Origin of the sequence: Hymenobacter perfusus, assembly GCF_003944765.1 — a bacterium.
In the GTDB taxonomy this organism is placed as follows: Bacteria; Bacteroidota; Bacteroidia; order Cytophagales; family Hymenobacteraceae; genus Hymenobacter; species Hymenobacter perfusus.
Window position 1 is genome coordinate 209,533 of sequence record NZ_RWIU01000006.1, and the last position, 15,708, is coordinate 225,240.

Sequence of the window (15,708 nt, forward strand, 5' to 3'; positions counted from 1 at the left end):
AACGGCGACCAACCACACTGCGCCATGCCGTGCTGCAATGCATATCAAACTCACTAAATCACCACCTCACTAAATCACCGATTCACACTCGCCATCATGGCTTCGGGGTAGCGTTGGCCGGCGGCGGCGTGCTGAGGGGCAATCTGGTTGATGCGGGCCAGGTCTTCCAGTGACAGGAGCAGGTCGGCAGCGCCTACGTTTTCCTCCAGGTACGCCACGCGCTTGGTGCCCGGAATCGGCACGATGTCCTCGCCCTGGGCCAGTACCCAGGCCAAGGCCAGCTGGCCGGGCGTGCAGTCCTTCTCGACGGCTATTTCCTTGATGCGAGCTACCAAATCCAGGTTTTTCTGAAAGTTTTCGCCCTGGAAGCGGGGCGTATGGCGGCGGTAGTCATCGGCAGCCAGATCCTCGAAACGCTGAATCTGCCCGGTCAGGAAGCCCCGGCCCAGCGGCGAGTACGGCACGAACCCGATGCCCAGTTCCCGGCAGGTGGGCAGAATCTCATCCTCCGGCTCCCGGCTCCAAAGCGAGTACTCAGTCTGCAACGCCGTAATTGGGTGGACCTGACTAGCCCGGCGCAGCGTATCGGGGGCCGCTTCGGAGAGGCCCAGGTAGCGCACTTTGCCTTCCTCCACCAGCCGGCTCATGGCCCCCACGGTTTCCTCGATGGGCGTGGCGGGGTCTACGCGGTGCTGGTAGTACAAGTTGATGTGGTCGGTGCCGAGACGGCGCAGGCTGTCTTCGCAGGCTTGGCGCACGTACTCCGGTCGGCCGTTGATGCCGCGCTTTTCCGGATTATTCGGGTCGCGCTGGATGCCGAATTTAGTGGCGATAACCACCTCCGCCCGCCGGCCCTTAAGCGCCCGGCCCAGCAGCTCCTCGTTGGTGAAAGGGCCGTACATATCGGCCGTGTCAAAGAACGTAACGCCCAGGTCTAGTGCCCGGTGAATGGTGCGGATGCTTTCCTCATCGTTGCGGGCCCCGTAAAAATCAGACATGCCCATGCAGCCTAAGCCGAGGGAAGAAACTTTCAGGCCGGATTGGCCTAAGGTGCGGTTTTTCATGGCAGTGTAGCAAGTATGGCGTGATGCGGCCCGAGTCGGCCGCCGGATTCCTGTACGGCCCGTATACAGCTCCCGTTACTTTCCCGGTATTCCTGCCCCATGTCTACGCCTACTTTCGACCACGACAACCGCCTGCTGTGGGTGGAACGCACCGCCCGCCTGCTCGACAGCCAGTTCCGCGTACCCGGCACTACCTGGCGCTTCGGCCTCGACCCCATCATGGGCCTGATTCCGGTGGTGGGCGGGCTACCCTCTCTGGCCATTTCCGGCATCCTTATTCTGACGATGCTGCGCCACGGGGCCAGTGGCCAGCTGGTGGTGCGGATGGTGCTGAATGTGCTGCTCGACACGGTTATCGGGGCTATTCCGGTGGTTGGCAACATTTTCGACTTCGCCTATAAAGCCAACGACCGGAACGTGCGCCTGCTACGCGCCCACTACCAAGAAGGCAAGCACCAGGGCAGCGGACGCGGCTTGGTACTGCTCATTCTGCTACTGCTGCTACTGATGGGCGGTGCGTTGGTCTGGGGAGCGTGGGCATTGTGGCACTGGGCCCGCGCCGAGTGGACTAGCTGAGGCCCTATCACTTTTGGCTTTCAGGTATACGGAGAGTTCTGCTATTCCTGGCTATGGGAAAGCAGAATCGTGTAGAGTGACCGGGCAACAAATCTGCCTCGGTGAAGTTGCTCATAGGTGCAGTTCAACTCTCCCTTTTTCGCATGAAATTCACCTATTTCTTCTGCCAGTCCGTTTTGTTCGGGGCACTGGCAGGGCTGTCGGCACAACCTGTTCTAGCTACGCCGCCTCTTACCTACCTAATGGCTCCCGTAGCCACTAACGTAGACCATAGCTCTTTTGACCGGCTGCTTAAAAAGCACGTTAATGAGAAAGGGCTGGTAAATTATAAAGGCTTCAAAGCCGACCAGAAAGAGTTCAGCCAGTACCTTGAGCTGCTGAGCAAAAACCCGCCGGCGGCCTCCTGGAGCAAGCAGGAGCAAATGGCGTATTGGATCAACGCCTACAACGCCTACACGATTCAGCTGATTCTGAACCATTATCCGGTGCAGAGCATCAAAGACATCGGCTCCAAAATCAAGATTCCGTTCGTGACTACGCCGTGGGCCGCCGAGTTTTTCAGCATCGGGGGCAAAAAGATGAGCCTCGACGCTATTGAGCACGGTACGCTACGCAAGAAATTCAACGACCCGCGTATTCATTTTGCCCTGGTCTGCGCCTCCATTTCCTGTCCGCGCCTGCGTAATGAGGCCTATATAGCCGCCCGGCTTGATCGGCAACTTGATGAGCAGGGCCAGGATTTCCTCAATAATCCGGTCAAAAACAAAGTCAGCAAGAGCAACCCCCAGCTTTCCCGGTACTTCGATTGGTACAAGGGCGACTGGAACGAAAACGGGCAGTCGGTGGTGAAGTGGGTAAACCGATATTCCAAAACCAAGCTCGACACCAATGCCAATATTGGCTTCCTGGAGTACAATTGGAATCTGAATGAACAGTAAGCGGCGACCCTTTACAGCCGCCTGCTAATGTCTTGGGAAAGGTTCTAAGCCAGGGAAAAACTACCCGAACGGTGTCGAGGCGCGTGGTTGCGGCCCGTGTTGTTGCGTGGTAAATCGTCCGCCGGGTGCACCCGGTGAAACCGGCTTTTCAAGAGTATTATCGGCTTTTCACGTAATCCCGTCTTACCTTTGCGGCCGTGAAAATGCTCCGATTTGCTCCCTTGCTGGTGCTGCTACCCGCCTGCCTCTCGCTACAGAGCGACGAGCAAAAAGCTGAAGCCGCCGAAAAAGCCGTCCTGGCCCGCCACGATGAGTTAATGGCCCAGATGGACAAGCTCTATGAGTTACGCCAGCAGCTCCAGAAAACCCCACCGGCCGATACCGTGGCCGCCGGCCGCCAGCGTCGGGCACTGCTCGGGGCGGAAAACGGCATGATGTTCTGGATGCACCACTACCGCAAGCCCGCCGATACGGTAACCGTAACGCGCTGCCTCAGCTACTTCGCCGCCCAGCAGCAGCGCATCGATTCGGTGGGCCGCCTGTTTCAAACCAGTCAGGACTCGGCTCGCTTTGTATTGGCCGCTGGTTCTGCCCCCACTTCTTCTGCCCGATAATGTCCTTTCTGACCTTGCACCTTACCAGCAGCCGTGCCGTACTGGCGGGTCTGCTGGCCGCCGGCAGCCTGCTGGCCGCCTGTTCCTCCGATTCGGCCACCACAGCCACCGCTCAATCTGAGCGGCTGCCTATTCAGGGCCTGCGCCGCACGGAGCCGACCTCGCCCACCGATACGCTGCCCGACCCAGTACCGGCTTTCCGGCTTACCAATCAGGAAGGCCAGGAAATCACTAATGCCACCTTCGCAGGCAAGGTGTACGTGACGGATTTCTTCTTTGCCACCTGCCCCAGCATCTGCCCCAAAATGCAGAGTGAGCTGCTGCGGGTGTATAAGCAGTTTGAGGGCAACCCCAACGTGCTGTTCCTGAGCCACACCATCGACCCAGCCCATGATTCCATCCCGGTGCTGCGCGACTACGCCGAGCGGCTGGGCATTAAAAATGCCGCGCGTTGGCACTTCGCCACGGCTTCCCACGACACCATTTTTGCCTTGGCTAAGGCCTACATGACGGCCGCGCAGGTGGATAAAACCGTGCAGGGCGGCTTTGCTCACAGTGGTGCTTTTGCGCTAGTCGATTCCAAACGGCGCATCCGGGGCGTGTACGACGGGATGGAAAAAAGCCAGGTGGACCAGTTGATTCACGACCTGCCCATTTTGCTGAAGGAGGAACAGGAAGAAGCCGCCACGGCTGCCAAATGAGGCTCGGGGGACGTACTGCCGGGCTATGCTACGCGCTGGCAGCCGGCACGATAGGTGTGCTGAGTCTGAGTGGCTGCTTCACGGAGCGGCAGAATGAAGGCGCGCAACTCTACACCACGCACTGCGCCAGCTGCCACGGCGACCAGGGCCAAGGCCTGGAACGCCTGATTCCGCCCGTGGCGGGCACCGATTACGTTGCCCGCCACCGCGCCGAGCTGCCCTGCCTCATCCGGAAAGGCCTGAAAGGGCCATTGGTGGTCAATGGCGTTGAGTACAACCAGGTGATGCCCGGCCATGAGGACCTTACCGATTCGCAGATTACGAATCTGCTCAACTTCCTGCAAACCAACTGGGGCAACCAGAACCAGCCCTACACCATCCGGGAAGCTTCTGAGCTGCTGGGCCGCTGCAATGGCTCGGATGGGCAATAGTGGTGAGTTGGTGAAATAGTGAGACGGTGAGTTTGCTGTTCGGTTCGCGCCACCTGCGCCGGCCAAACGGAAAACTCACCATCTCACTATTTCACCAACTCACCACTTCACCGAAGAGTGCATCTTCCCCCAAACCTGCTTAGCTTGCAGCTTCATCTGTTTGTTCTGTTATGGGTCTGTTTGACTTCCTGAAAAAGAAAGACGAGGGCATCCCGGCCCCCGCTCCTACCCCCACCCCGGCCGACGGTACTACTGCCGCCTCCGAAACTCCTGCCGCGCCCGCTTCACCTGCTGGGCCGCGCTACAAGGGCTCCAACTACCAGATGCCGGCCGCTCCCGCCCCGGCTCCCCTACCGTTCATTCCACCGGCTCCACCTATTCCGCTGCCGGGCGGCCTGGGCCAGGAAACTCCTCAGTTGCCCGATTTCCAGCCGCTCAACATTCTGGAGCAGCTGCTGATGCAGGCGGCCGTGGAGCCCCAGTTCCGCAGCCCCTTCTACCAAGCCCTGCTGGGCGAGGAAGTAGTAGTGGTAATGGCCGGCCAGGAAGATCAGGAGCCCGGGGAAGTAACGCCTACCGAAGGCATGGAAATTCAGCTCCAGGCGTTGCATGATGGCAAAATTGCCGTATTCACGGCCGTGGAGCGCATTTTCGATAATGGCGCGGTACCCGAAGGCAGCGTAGCCTACCTGCGGCTGCGGGGCCACGATTTCTTCACGATGGTGAAAGGAGCCGACTGTGCCCTGAACCCCTTCTCGGCGGTAGGCAAGCTGCTTGAAGCGGCCGAAATTGAGGCCCTACTCACGGGTCAGCTGTTCGAGATGCCCGCCCCCGCCGACGTGCAGGTTTCGCTGCACCAGCCCGAGCCCGAACCCACCGAATTGCTGGAAGGACTGCGGGAGTACAGCGCCACTCAGGACCATATCCGCACGGTATACCTGGCCGAAATGCGCATGCAGAACAACCCCGAGCAGTCCCGTCTGCTGGTGGCCTTCGATACCGAAAGCCAGGACCCGGCCTTCCTGCAGGACCTCGGCCCGGTTATCCAGGGCAAAATCGGGGAAGCCCAGTTCGTGGATCTTATGCTGATTGATACGGCCTCCGAGGAACCGCTCATTCAGTATCTGCTGACTACCACGCCGGTTTACCAGCGCGCCTAGCCTTCAGCCTAAAGTATAAAAGCCCCCGCAGCAGTTGTTGCGGGGGCTTTTTTGATCTGTGCAGTGGCAGTATCGCAAAAACAGGAACAAACTCCCTGTTAACAGTTATGTAAGCCAATAGTATCCCCTAGGATACTTTGTCAGACGAGCTTATCCCCTGAATAATCGGCTGATTTCCCTATCTGTCTTGTATTTCCCGCATTGAGCGGTGCCGGAGGAGGATGTGAGGTGAACGGCGGCAGGCGCGCTTCCCCATTTCGGGAACCACTGAACAAGCGGGCCAATACCCCTCCATCAGATAAGTCGTAAGACCCAACATCCATCGGAAATAAGCGTCCGTATGTGTTGCCGGCCGCCAGCCCCGGCAAAACCTGCCGATACTTGTCTGGTTAAGCTTCCGGGTTATTCCTGTACGTCGTTGATTTCTGCCGCTGCCCCCGTTGCTATTCTGCTCTTTGCGCGTTCCGCAGGGCAGGAAGCCGCGCACAAGCGGTTCGTCAGTCATGGAAAGGCGGGCGCGAACGTGCGGGCCGCCGCCCAGCTCACGGCTCACGCTGCGGCCACGGCCCGCCAGCTGGGTGTTGATTTTCTGCACGTCGATTCGCGGCAGCAGCGGGGGCGTACGTTTGGCGAGCGGCTCGCCGGGGCCATGCAGCAGGCGTTTGCGGCCGGCTACGAGCACCTGCTGGTTATCGGCAACGACTGCCCGCAGCTGAATCTGCTCCTGCTACGTCAGGCTCTGGCGGCCCTGCAAAAGAATGGCTCCGTAATAGGTCCCGCCACCGACGGCGGCGTATACCTGCTGGGCGTCGCCCGCACCCGTTTCGACCCGGACACCTGGGCAACGCTTCCCTGGCAGACCGCCTCACTAGGGAAGGTGCTGGCCGCTGAACTGGCACGGACCGGGGTTAAGCACGGCCCGGGGCTCCCGGCTCTCCCCGACGTAGACAACGAGCAGGACTTGGCCCGGGTTCTGCGTCAAGCCCTGCCCCGGCGGCTGCAACGCGCACTGCGGCAGCTGCGGCAAACTCCGATACCCGCCTATCGGCCCCGGCCCACGGCCCCGGAAGCCGCCTGGAGAGCCGCCCACCCACATCGGGGGCCACCCGGCAGCTAAGTAATCCGACGTATGGAGTCCGGTTTCCGGCGCTTTCGCGAAGAAGGCCGCCCGGGACCGGATACGCTTGTACTTTCTGAATCTTAGCTGCTGACGATGTCGAAATTTTTCGCTTTTCTTTCTCTTGTACTTCTCTGGCTCCTGCCGCTGCATGAGGTGGCCGCGCAGGTCGATCTAGTGGTTTCCGTGCTCAGTAACCCCGGCCGCCAGCCCGTGGCCGGCCAGCTGGTGCACTTGGAAAACTCCGCCGTGGGCCTGAGCACGGACCAGACCACTGACGCCCGGGGCCAGGTCCGTTTCCGGGGGCTGAGCACCGCCGGTTCCTATGCCGTGAGTACCGCCGCTACCGCGCAGTACCAAGCCGTGCGCGAGGCCGGGCTGGTGCTGCGCGCCAACTCCCGCCCCAGCGTCACGCTGGTTCTACCCACCCTCAGCACCCAGGCCCTGGGCGAGGTGATGGTGCGCGCCCCCAACGCTACCACCCTCAACACCCAAAACGCGGAAGTAGCCTCCCAGCTCTCGGCGCGGGAGCTACGGGAGCTGCCCGTGGAGGCCCGCGACATTACCAGGGCTTTGTACCGCCTGCCCAACGTGACGCAGGCCACCGGATTTTTCTCCGAGGCGCCCAACGTCAGCATCAACGGGGCCAACGGGTTGTATACCAATTACCTGCTCGACGGGCTGGACAACAATGAGCATTTCCTGGGCGGGCAGCGCTTTGCCGTGCCCGTGGGCTTCGTGCAGAGCCTGTCGGTGCTGACCAACAACTTCAGCACCGAGTTCGGCAACTCGGCCAACGGCATCGTGAACGTGACCACCAAGTCAGGCTCCAACGACCTGGCGGCGGAGGTGTTCTACCTGACCCGGCCCGGCCCCAGCATCGACGGCAAAACCGATTTCGCCCAGCGCGACCTGTCGGGCAACCAGGTGAAAGGCGGCTTTCAGCGCCAGCAGTTCGGTTTTGGGGTGGGCGGCGCGCTGGTGAAGGACAAGACGTTTTTCTACCTGAACGCCGAGCAGACCTTCGACTTCAAGGACAACGTGCTGACCTCACCCGAACTGGACATCAACGCCACCGTGCGCGGCCGGAACCGGTTCAGCTACCTCTCCGGCAAGCTCGACCAGCGCTGGAGTGAGCGGCTGCGCTCCTCACTGCGGGCCAACGTGGGCATCGTGAACATTGAGCGGCAGGGTGGTGGGCTCGACGGGGGCGTGGCGTTTCCTTCCACCGGCAACCGGCAGGACCGCAACTCCATCAGCATTGCCTCGCAGAACGTGTATGTGGGCACCAACTTCACCGCCGAAACCGACGTGCAGTACGCCCGCTTCCGCTGGAACTACGCCCGCGCCGACAACCCCAACAGTCCCGACGTGGCCGTGCTCAGTCCCGCCGGCCAGACGCTGGCCGTGCTGGGCCACCCCGGCTACCTGTTTGACTCGCAGCAGAACACCTGGCAGGCCCAACAGAAATTCACGCTACTCAAGGGCCGCAACACCTTCAAGGGCGGACTGGGCGTCATCAGCACCGAGCACCGGCTCTTTGGCGGCGGCAACCCCAACGGCAGCTACACCGTGCAGCTGACGGCGGCCCAGCTGGCTGCCCTGCGCGCCCGCAACCTGGGACCCGGCCTGAGCATCAACGACATTCCCGCCGATGCGCGCGTGCTCAACTACAGCGTGGAGCTGCGGCCCGCCTCTTTCGGGACCACCCAGAACCTGTACAACCTCTACCTGGAAGACCAGGTGGCCGTGACCGAACGCCTGAATGTGACCCTAGGGGTGCGCTACGACTACGACAACCTCTCGAAGGGCGGCGCGGCCCAGGGCGACCGGAACAACGTGGCCCCACGGGCCAGCTTCAACCTGCGGCTCTCGGAGCGCAGCAGCCTGCGCGGGGGCTACGGCCTGTTCTACGATAAAATCCTGTACACCGTGTACAGCGACGCGCTCCAGCAGAACACCACCTCGGCCGACTACAAAACCCAGCTCCGCGAGCTGGTGCGGGTGGGCGCGCTACCGGCCAATACCAATGTGGACCGCATCACCTTCGACGGTAACCTGAGCGGCAGCGCCACTGGCGTAGCGTACCTGAACGGGCCTTCGGCCGCCAGCCTGCAAAGCCAGCGGGCCGGGGTGGGCAGCTTCGAGCGGCGCATTCTCAACCCCAACGGCTACCAGAACCCGTACTCGCACCAGAGCACGCTGGGCTATCAGTATCAGGTGAGCAGTAAAACGCTGTTTTACGTGGACGCTATGTACAACCGCAGCTACGACCTGTTCCGGCTGCGCAACGTGAATGCCGTGTCGGAGTACGCGCAGACCAACCCCGACAACGTGGTGGTGCGCACCCCGGAGCAGGCCGACGCCACCCGCCCGGTGCCCATCCGGACCGACGGCAGCGCCCTGATTGGTGGGCAAACCGTAACCGGCGTGGCCCGCAACGTGGTGATGACCGAATCCGAAGGCCGCTCGCGCTACCTGGCCGCCAGCTTTAACCTGCAGAAGGACGCGACCGAGGACAAGTATGGCTACCGCGTGTCGTACACCCTCTCGAACCTGAAAAACGACACCGAGGACGTGAACTTCCGCGCCGCCGACGGCAACAACTACGCCCCCGAGTTTGCCAACTCCATCAACGACCGGACCCACGTCATCAACGCCATCGGCAGCTACTACCCCGTGAAGGCCCTGCGCTTTACCTTGGCAGCTTTGCTGCAAAGCGGCCAGCCCGTCAACCGCGTGACGGGAGCCTACCTGGTACCCGGCACCACCAATGTGTTCACCAACGATTTGAACGGCGACGGCAGCTCGTTCAGCACCGCCTACCTGGGCAACGCCGACCGGTTCCCCGGCCAGGGCCGCAACTCCGACCGCCTGCCCTGGGCTGAAACGTTTGACGTGGGCGCGCAGTACACTCTGGCGTTCGGCCAGAAAACCAGCCGTTTGGAGCTGACGGCCGACGTGTTCAACGTGCTCAATACCCAGAACCTGAGCGGCTACGCCAACAACGCCACCCAGAGCAACCAGATTCAGGTGGGCCCGCCCAGCGCCGGCATCATGAAGCGCAACGCCAGCGCCCCGCGCCAGTTCCAGTTCGGGCTGCGCTACGCCCTGTAGGCGGTTGAACAAGTAATTTCAGAACGTCATGCTGAGCGAAGTCGAAGCATCTCTACCGCTTCGTCTGCACAGATTCAACGAAGCGGTAGAGATGCTTCGACTTCGCTCAGCATGACGTTCTTTGATTGATTTTCTTCTATGAAAAACCAACTCTTTCCCTTCCTGGCTACCCTCGCTCTGCTGACCGGTTGCGGCTCCGCCGACAAGCCCCGCGAGCCGGCCCAGATCCTGGCCCAGACCTGGCCGCAGATTGAGGCGGCGGGTCGCAACCAGCCAGTGAGCATGGTGATGTGGCAGGGCGACCCGCTCATCAACCGCTACATGAACACCTACGTGAAGCCCGAGGTGAAGCGCCGCTACGGCATTGAGCTGCAACTGGCCGCCGGCCAGGGTGCGGGCCTGGTGCAGACGCTGGCCGCCGAGCAGCAGGCCGGCCAGCCCAGCGAGGCCGACGTGGTGTGGATCAACGGCGAGACATTTTACCAGCTGCGGCAGGTGGATGCGCTGCTGGGGCCGTTCGTGGAGAAGCTACCCAACGCCCGCCTGCTCGACCTGCAGAACCCGTTCATCAACACCGACTTTCAGCAGCCGGTAGCAGGCATGGAGTGTCCCTGGGGCAACGTGCAGTTCACCTTCATCTACGACTCGGCCCGGGTGGCGCGCCCGCCCCGCTCGTTTGCCGAGTTGCCGGCCTTCCTGCAAGCCCATCCCGGGCAGTTCACCATCCCGAACGAGTTTACGGGCATGACTTTGCTCAAGTCCTGGATGATAGCCCTCTCGGGCGACCCGCAACTGTTTCAGGGCAAGTTCAACGAGGCCGTGTACCGGAAATGGTCGGGGGCGCTGTGGCAGGTCATCAACCAGAACCGGCGCTACTTCTGGAAGCAGGGCCAGACGTTCCCGGAGCAGCTGGCCCCGCTGCACCAGCTGTTTGCCAACGGCGAGGTGGCGTTTACCTTCTCCAACAACGACGCGGAGGTGGACAACAAAATCAACCAGCAGGTATTTCCGGCCACGGCCCGCGCCTACGTGCCTGCGACCGGCACCATCCAGAACGCGCACTACCTGGGCCTGGTGCGCGGGGCCCAGCACCCCGAGGCGGCAATGCTGGTTATCAACTTCCTGATTTCGCCCGAGGCTCAGCTGCGCAAGATGGACCCCAACGTGTGGGGCGACCACACCGTGCTCAACCTGAAGGCCCTGCCGGCCGCCCAGCGCCAGGCGTTTGAGCAGCTACCTTCGCGCCGCTACGCGCCCCGGCGCGAAACCATCCAGGACCTGGCCCTGCCCGAGCCCGATCCGGAATACATGACACGCCTGTTCAAGGACTTCCGCACCTATGTTATCGAAGGCACGCCCGTCCCGGCTTCCTAGTCCGCTGCTGAGCCTGTACGGGCTGCTGGTGGTGGGGCTGCCGCTGGCCGGGCTGGCGTACGCCCTGCTGGGCAGCGTGGGGCTGGCCGGGCCGCTGGCCGCGGGCTTCACCGGACGCTACTGGCAGGCCCTGGGCACCGATACCGGCCTGCTGTACGCCGCGCTGTTCAGCGGGTGGGTGGCGGTGGCCTCCGTGGGGATTTCCATTGCCCTGGCGCTGCTGCTGGTGCTGCGGGCGCAGCCCACGCTGCGGCGGTGGCCGCTACCGGGGCTGCTGTACGTGCCCCTGCTGCTGCCGGCCCTGGTGGTTGGTTTCTACCTGTTTCAGCTGCTGAGCCGGACGGGGTGGCTGGCGCGCCTCTGCTTCCAGCTGGGGCTGATCCAGGGGCCGGAGGGGTTTCCGGAGCTGGTGCAGGACGCGGCCGGCCTCGGCATCATCGGGGCGCAGGTGCTGCTCACGTTTCCGTTTTTCACCCTACTGTTTCGGGCTATCTACCAGGAAAGCCGGCTGGAGGAGTACCGGCAGCTCACGCTCACGCTGGGGGCCAGCCCGGGGCAGTTCCGACGGCGGGTAGCCGGGCCGCTGCTGCTGCGCCGGGCGGCTCCCACACTGCTGCTCAGCTTCATGGCCACGCTCGGGGCCTACGACATTCCCCTGCTGCTGGGCCGGCCCTACCCGCAGATGCTGAGCGTGTACCTGGCCACCCGCCTGCAACGCTTCGATTTGCGTGAACTGCCGGCCGCCTATCTGGCGGGATTTCTGGTGGCCCTGGGGCTGCTGGGGCTGGTGGCCGTGCTGCTCCGGCTGCGGCGGCAAACGGCGGTCCGCTGACGGCCTGCCTCTTCTGTTTCTTCCGCTATGCGCTCCTACCTGCTTATCGTCCTGCTACTGCTGCTTTTCGTGCTGCCCTTCGGCCTGCTCGGACTGCTGGCCGTGGGCGAGCAGTGGCGCTTCCCGGCCGCCCTGCCGCCGGCCTACTCGCTGGAGGCGTGGCGCAGCCTGCTGGCGGCCGACAACGACCTGCTGCTGGGCCTGGGTCGCAGTCTGCTGCCGGCCGGCACCGTGGCCGCGCTGGCCACAGCGGGCGGTTTCGGGCTGGCCCGCGCCATCACGCGCAGCCGCCACCCGGCGCGCTGGGAAGCGGCCAGTTACCTGCCCTACGCGCTGCCGCCGGTGCTGCTGGCCGTGCTCATTCAGCCGTTCATTATCCGCCTGCATTTGTCGGGCTCGGTGGGGGGCGTGCTGGTGGGGTTGCTGCTGGTGGCCCTGCCGTTTGCCACGCTGCTGCTGCGCAGCTTCTGGTCGGGCCACATCACGGAGTACGAGCAGTTGGCCCGTACGCTGGGCTGCACGCCCCGGCAGGCCTGGCGACGGGTGCTGCTGCCGCTGGCCTGGCCGCTGCTGCGCACCACGCTGGTACAAACGTTTCTGCTGAGTTGGTTTGACTTCGGCCTGACTAACGTGCTCAGCGTGGGCAAGGTGCGTACGCTCACGGTGCAGGTGTTCACCTACGTGGGCGAGGCCAACGCGCAGCTGGCTGCCGTGGCCGCGCTGCTGCTGGTCGTACCCCCCGCCGTGCTGCTGCTGCTGAATAAATCTACCCTGCTGCGCAAACCGTAGCTTCTGCCGGCTAACCCTGCTTTGCTTATGCTGCACGCCCTGCTCATCTCCAATGGAATTTCCGGCCTGGAGAGCTACTACGTCTCCAACGAGCTGGTTCAGTACACCACCTGCCTCATCACCCGGGACTTCGACCCCGACCTGACGCCCTACGACCTGCTGGTGGTGCCCAACGGCTCGGACCACGTGGCGATGCTCCGGATCAAGGAGAAGGTGGACCGGTTTCTGGCGGCGGGCAAGGCGCTGGTGTGCTGCGACGGTTTCTTCACGGCCTGGGTGCCCGGCAATCAGTGGGTGATGGATAACGCGCACCCCACCCGGGACGTGCGCTACTTCCCGGCCGGCCCTGACCGCCACGGCCTGCTGCGCAACCTCGCGCTGGATGAGCTGAACTTCTCGCACGGCATGAGCGGGTGGTGGGCCTGCGGCTACCTGCAGGCCGCTCCGGGAGCCGACGTGCTGCTGGCCGATACCTGGCAGCGCCCCATTGTGGTGCTGGACGAGGTGAGCACCCCGGGCCGGATGCTGCTGACCGCCAGCGGCCCACTGGCCGATGTGACCTACGCCGGCCGCCCTACGGGCGCACCCGTCACGCTATACCGTAACTTTCTGCACCTGATTTCCACTTCTTTCGTTCCCGCGCATGGCTAAGATCGGCTTGCTTTTCAACGGCGTATGGTCGCACTACGCCCTGGCCACGGCCCCCAAGTACCGCGACCTGTACCGCCTGCTCTACGTGCATGACCTCGACGCGGCGGCCCTGCGCGACCTGGACGCGCTGGCCATTCCCTTCCAGTCGAACCAGGCCATGCTGACCGAGAAGCAGGGGCTGATTTACGACTTTCTGGCGGCCGGCAAAAAGGTATTCCTGGAAGGCGACTCCTCCACGGCCTGGCTGGATGCGCAGTGGGAGGACCGGCCGGTAAACAACTACTGGTGGGTAACGGACCCCACCAACCCACCGGTGTCGGACACGAATTATGACCATCCCGTGTACCAAGGCCTCACCCCGCGCCAGGCCTGCTGGCACACCCACGGCGTGTACACCCGCGTACCGGCCGGGGCCGAAATCATCCAGACCAACGCCGCGGGCGAGATTATCACCTGGCAAACTCACGCCTACGGCGGCACGCTGCTGGTCTCTACCCTCGACCCGCTGGTGGAGCACGGCGTACAGCAGATCACCCACCTCGATAACTACGTCGACCGCCTGACCGAGTGGTTGAGCGGCGTGCGCCCGCCCGCCGGCCGCCTGACCATCGACGCGGCCGCGTACGGCGAGGGAGCTACCGTATGAGCGAGCTGCTGACCGTTGCCCACCTGTCCAAGCAGTTTGGCACGCAGCCGGTGCTGCGCGACATCTCGTTTTCGCTCAGCCCGGGCGAAGTACTGGCCGTGCTGGGCCGCTCGGGCTGCGGCAAAACCACGCTGCTCAAGATTCTGGCCGGCCTAGAAGCGCCCGATGCGGGCACGTTGCTCGCACAGGGCCAGGATCTGGGGCCGGTGCCGCCCAACGAGCGCCAGATGGTGTATCTCTACCAGGAGCCGCTGCTGTTTCCGCACCTGAGCGTGTTCGAAAACGTGGCCTTCGGGCTGCGCATCCGCCACGTGGTAAAGGCTGAAATTGACCGGCAGGTCCACGAGCTGCTGGCGGAGCTGGACCTGAGCGCGCACGCCCGCAAAGCCCCCGACCATCTCTCGGGCGGGCAGCGGCAGCGGGTGTCGTTCGGCCGGGCCCTCATCATCCGGCCGCGCCTGCTGCTGCTCGATGAGCCCTTCGGCAACCTCGACGCCCAGACTCGCGCCGACATGCAGCAGCTGTTTCTGCGCGTGAGCCGCCAGCACCAGATTACCTCGCTTTTTGTTACCCACGACAGCCGCGAAGCCCTCACCGTGGGCACCCGCTTCGGCTACCTCGACCAGGGCCAACTCACCTGCTTTCCCTCGGTAACCGAGTTCGTGCAGGATGCCCGCACGGCCGTCCGCCAGGAGCTGGCCTTCTGGGAATCCATTCAACAGACGCTCCCGGCTTCGGCCTCTACTTCATGAAAACCGACTTCCACCACTGCGAATCCGTGTACTGGGTGTTCACCCAGCTCTGCAACGACAAGTGCGACCATTGCTACAACAGCTCCGGCTCCCAGGGCACGCGCATCAGCGTGCAGGACTGCTTCCGCATCATCGACAACCTACCCGACCAGGTGGACCGGCTCATCCTGTCGGGCGGCGAGCCGCTGGCCGACCGCGCCAAGCTCTACTCCATTCTGGAGGCCCTGCAGCAGAAATACCAGGGCCGCACCCAGATCATGCTGCAGACCAATGGCGACCTGCTCACGCCGGAAATTCTCGACCTGCTGATTGCCAAGGGCGTCACGCGCTTCGACATTGCCAGCATTGACCGCTACCACAAGCTGTCCGGCGCGCGCCTGATGACGCTGGCCGACCTGTTTGAAAGCCGGGGCGTGAACGGCGACGACCACGAGCCGCTTATCGACAAGGACAACCTGCTGGTGCCGGGCCACCGCCTGAGCTGGGGCTACTGGGGGGCCACCGAGGACATGTGGCTGGGCGGCAACTGGGCCCGGGGCCGCGCCCTGGAGAAAAACATCTGGCTCAAAGACCCCACCCATAACTTCTGCGCCATTCTCTCTGGGGCCAAAGGGTTTCTGGGTGGCACCGACCTGCCCCAGGAAATCAGCATCCAGCTCTGGAAAATCAACCCCTGCTGCCCAGGCACGAAATTCCCCCTGGGCGATGCCCGCACCGAAAAAGTAGCCGACGTGCTATTGCGGGCTTCCAAATCCGAGATTATGCAGCGTCTCAACCAGGGTGAGCCCTGGAAAATGGGCGAGTCGGTGGGAGTCAGTGAAGCGCATGCGCTGGCTCGTGGGGAGGAGCTGCAGAACGTGTGCCGTTGGTGCGACGAGTTTTTTGAGCAGCAGGGCAGCGAGACGCTGCGGCCGTTTGGAGCATGAGGCTGCCCACCCTCACGCAG

16 protein-coding genes are annotated in these 15,708 nt (G+C 63.1%); 15 read left to right on the plus strand and 1 reads right to left on the minus strand.

Annotation, left to right across the window (positions count from 1 at the left end; all coding sequences use genetic code 11):
* Positions 1–74: 74 nt before the first annotated feature.
* Positions 75–1,064: an aldo/keto reductase gene (locus tag EI293_RS17580; RefSeq protein ID WP_125439856.1), complete on the minus strand. Its 990-nt coding sequence runs from the start codon at positions 1,062–1,064 to the stop codon at positions 75–77.
* A gap of 99 nt (positions 1,065–1,163) precedes the next feature.
* Here EI293_RS17580 and EI293_RS17585 point away from each other — a divergent pair, with 99 nt between their 5' ends.
* From EI293_RS17585 to EI293_RS17655, 15 genes are all read left to right on the plus strand, one after another.
* The gene (locus tag EI293_RS17585) at positions 1,164–1,640 is read left to right on the plus strand and encodes a DUF4112 domain-containing protein (protein WP_125439857.1); all 477 of its coding nucleotides are present in this window, start codon (positions 1,164–1,166) and stop codon (positions 1,638–1,640) included.
* A gap of 242 nt (positions 1,641–1,882) precedes the next feature.
* Positions 1,883–2,578, plus strand: coding sequence for a DUF547 domain-containing protein (locus tag EI293_RS17590; RefSeq protein WP_246010716.1), 696 nt, complete (start codon positions 1,883–1,885; stop codon positions 2,576–2,578).
* A 203-nt stretch (positions 2,579–2,781) separates the two neighbouring features.
* Complete coding sequence (locus EI293_RS17595; RefSeq protein WP_125439859.1) at positions 2,782–3,192, plus strand: hypothetical protein; 411 nt, start codon at positions 2,782–2,784, stop codon at positions 3,190–3,192.
* The gene (locus EI293_RS17600; protein ID WP_125439860.1) at positions 3,192–3,893 is read left to right on the plus strand and encodes an SCO family protein; all 702 of its coding nucleotides are present in this window, start codon (positions 3,192–3,194) and stop codon (positions 3,891–3,893) included. The genes EI293_RS17595 and EI293_RS17600 overlap by 1 nt, the downstream gene beginning before the upstream one ends.
* A gap of 56 nt (positions 3,894–3,949) precedes the next feature.
* Positions 3,950–4,324 carry a c-type cytochrome gene (locus EI293_RS17605; protein WP_246010710.1) on the plus strand — a complete coding sequence of 125 codons (375 nt, stop codon included), beginning with the start codon at positions 3,950–3,952 and terminating at the stop codon, positions 4,322–4,324.
* Positions 4,325–4,494: 170 nt separating this feature from the next.
* Positions 4,495–5,484: an enhanced serine sensitivity protein SseB gene (locus EI293_RS17610; protein WP_125439862.1), complete on the plus strand. Its 990-nt coding sequence runs from the start codon at positions 4,495–4,497 to the stop codon at positions 5,482–5,484.
* A gap of 418 nt (positions 5,485–5,902) precedes the next feature.
* On the plus strand, positions 5,903–6,601 hold the full coding sequence (locus tag EI293_RS17615) for a TIGR04282 family arsenosugar biosynthesis glycosyltransferase (protein WP_170170422.1): 699 nt from the start codon (positions 5,903–5,905) through the stop codon (positions 6,599–6,601).
* A 96-nt stretch (positions 6,602–6,697) separates the two neighbouring features.
* Positions 6,698–9,718 (plus strand): TonB-dependent receptor, encoded by a 3,021-nt coding sequence (locus EI293_RS17620; RefSeq protein WP_125439864.1) that lies wholly within the window; start codon positions 6,698–6,700, stop codon positions 9,716–9,718.
* A gap of 138 nt (positions 9,719–9,856) precedes the next feature.
* A complete protein-coding gene (locus EI293_RS17625) occupies positions 9,857–11,092 on the plus strand; it encodes an ABC transporter substrate-binding protein (RefSeq protein WP_125439865.1) in 1,236 nt (411 codons plus the stop codon).
* Positions 11,058–11,924 (plus strand): ABC transporter permease subunit, encoded by an 867-nt coding sequence (locus EI293_RS17630; protein WP_125439866.1) that lies wholly within the window; start codon positions 11,058–11,060, stop codon positions 11,922–11,924. Before EI293_RS17625 ends, EI293_RS17630 begins: the two co-directional genes overlap by 35 nt.
* 27 nt (positions 11,925–11,951) lie before the next feature.
* Positions 11,952–12,713 carry an ABC transporter permease gene (locus EI293_RS17635; protein WP_125439867.1) on the plus strand — a complete coding sequence of 254 codons (762 nt, stop codon included), beginning with the start codon at positions 11,952–11,954 and terminating at the stop codon, positions 12,711–12,713.
* Positions 12,714–12,740: 27 nt separating this feature from the next.
* Positions 12,741–13,364, plus strand: coding sequence for a hypothetical protein (locus EI293_RS17640; RefSeq protein ID WP_125439868.1), 624 nt, complete (start codon positions 12,741–12,743; stop codon positions 13,362–13,364).
* Positions 13,357–14,010 (plus strand): hypothetical protein, encoded by a 654-nt coding sequence (locus EI293_RS17645; protein ID WP_125439869.1) that lies wholly within the window; start codon positions 13,357–13,359, stop codon positions 14,008–14,010. The genes EI293_RS17640 and EI293_RS17645 overlap by 8 nt, the downstream gene beginning before the upstream one ends.
* Positions 14,007–14,762 carry an ABC transporter ATP-binding protein gene (locus EI293_RS17650; RefSeq protein ID WP_246010711.1) on the plus strand — a complete coding sequence of 252 codons (756 nt, stop codon included), beginning with the start codon at positions 14,007–14,009 and terminating at the stop codon, positions 14,760–14,762. Before EI293_RS17645 ends, EI293_RS17650 begins: the two co-directional genes overlap by 4 nt.
* Positions 14,759–15,688 carry a radical SAM protein gene (locus tag EI293_RS17655; protein ID WP_125439870.1) on the plus strand — a complete coding sequence of 310 codons (930 nt, stop codon included), beginning with the start codon at positions 14,759–14,761 and terminating at the stop codon, positions 15,686–15,688. The genes EI293_RS17650 and EI293_RS17655 overlap by 4 nt, the downstream gene beginning before the upstream one ends.
* The last annotated feature ends 20 nt before the right edge of the window (positions 15,689–15,708 follow it).

Excerpts from the sequence above, each read along its gene's own strand:
- EI293_RS17590 (WP_246010716.1), top strand. The coding sequence starts at position 1,883 with ATGGCTCCCGTAGCCACTAACGTAGACCATAGCTCTTTTGACCGGCTG.
- EI293_RS17610 (WP_125439862.1), top strand. The coding sequence starts at position 4,495 with ATGGGTCTGTTTGACTTCCTGAAAAAGAAAGACGAGGGCATCCCGGCC.
- EI293_RS17640 (WP_125439868.1), top strand. The coding sequence starts at position 12,741 with ATGCTGCACGCCCTGCTCATCTCCAATGGAATTTCCGGCCTGGAGAGC.
- EI293_RS17585 (WP_125439857.1), top strand. The coding sequence starts at position 1,164 with ATGTCTACGCCTACTTTCGACCACGACAACCGCCTGCTGTGGGTGGAA.
- EI293_RS17600 (WP_125439860.1), top strand. The coding sequence starts at position 3,192 with ATGTCCTTTCTGACCTTGCACCTTACCAGCAGCCGTGCCGTACTGGCG.
- EI293_RS17650 (WP_246010711.1), top strand. The coding sequence starts at position 14,007 with ATGAGCGAGCTGCTGACCGTTGCCCACCTGTCCAAGCAGTTTGGCACG.
- EI293_RS17630 (WP_125439866.1), top strand. The coding sequence starts at position 11,058 with ATGTTATCGAAGGCACGCCCGTCCCGGCTTCCTAGTCCGCTGCTGAGC.
- EI293_RS17625 (WP_125439865.1), top strand. The coding sequence starts at position 9,857 with ATGAAAAACCAACTCTTTCCCTTCCTGGCTACCCTCGCTCTGCTGACC.
- EI293_RS17635 (WP_125439867.1), top strand. The coding sequence starts at position 11,952 with ATGCGCTCCTACCTGCTTATCGTCCTGCTACTGCTGCTTTTCGTGCTG.
- EI293_RS17645 (WP_125439869.1), top strand. The coding sequence starts at position 13,357 with ATGGCTAAGATCGGCTTGCTTTTCAACGGCGTATGGTCGCACTACGCC.
- EI293_RS17580 (WP_125439856.1), bottom strand. The coding sequence starts at position 1,064 with ATGAAAAACCGCACCTTAGGCCAATCCGGCCTGAAAGTTTCTTCCCTC.
- EI293_RS17620 (WP_125439864.1), top strand. The coding sequence starts at position 6,698 with ATGTCGAAATTTTTCGCTTTTCTTTCTCTTGTACTTCTCTGGCTCCTG.
- EI293_RS17655 (WP_125439870.1), top strand. The coding sequence starts at position 14,759 with ATGAAAACCGACTTCCACCACTGCGAATCCGTGTACTGGGTGTTCACC.
- EI293_RS17595 (WP_125439859.1), top strand. The coding sequence starts at position 2,782 with ATGCTCCGATTTGCTCCCTTGCTGGTGCTGCTACCCGCCTGCCTCTCG.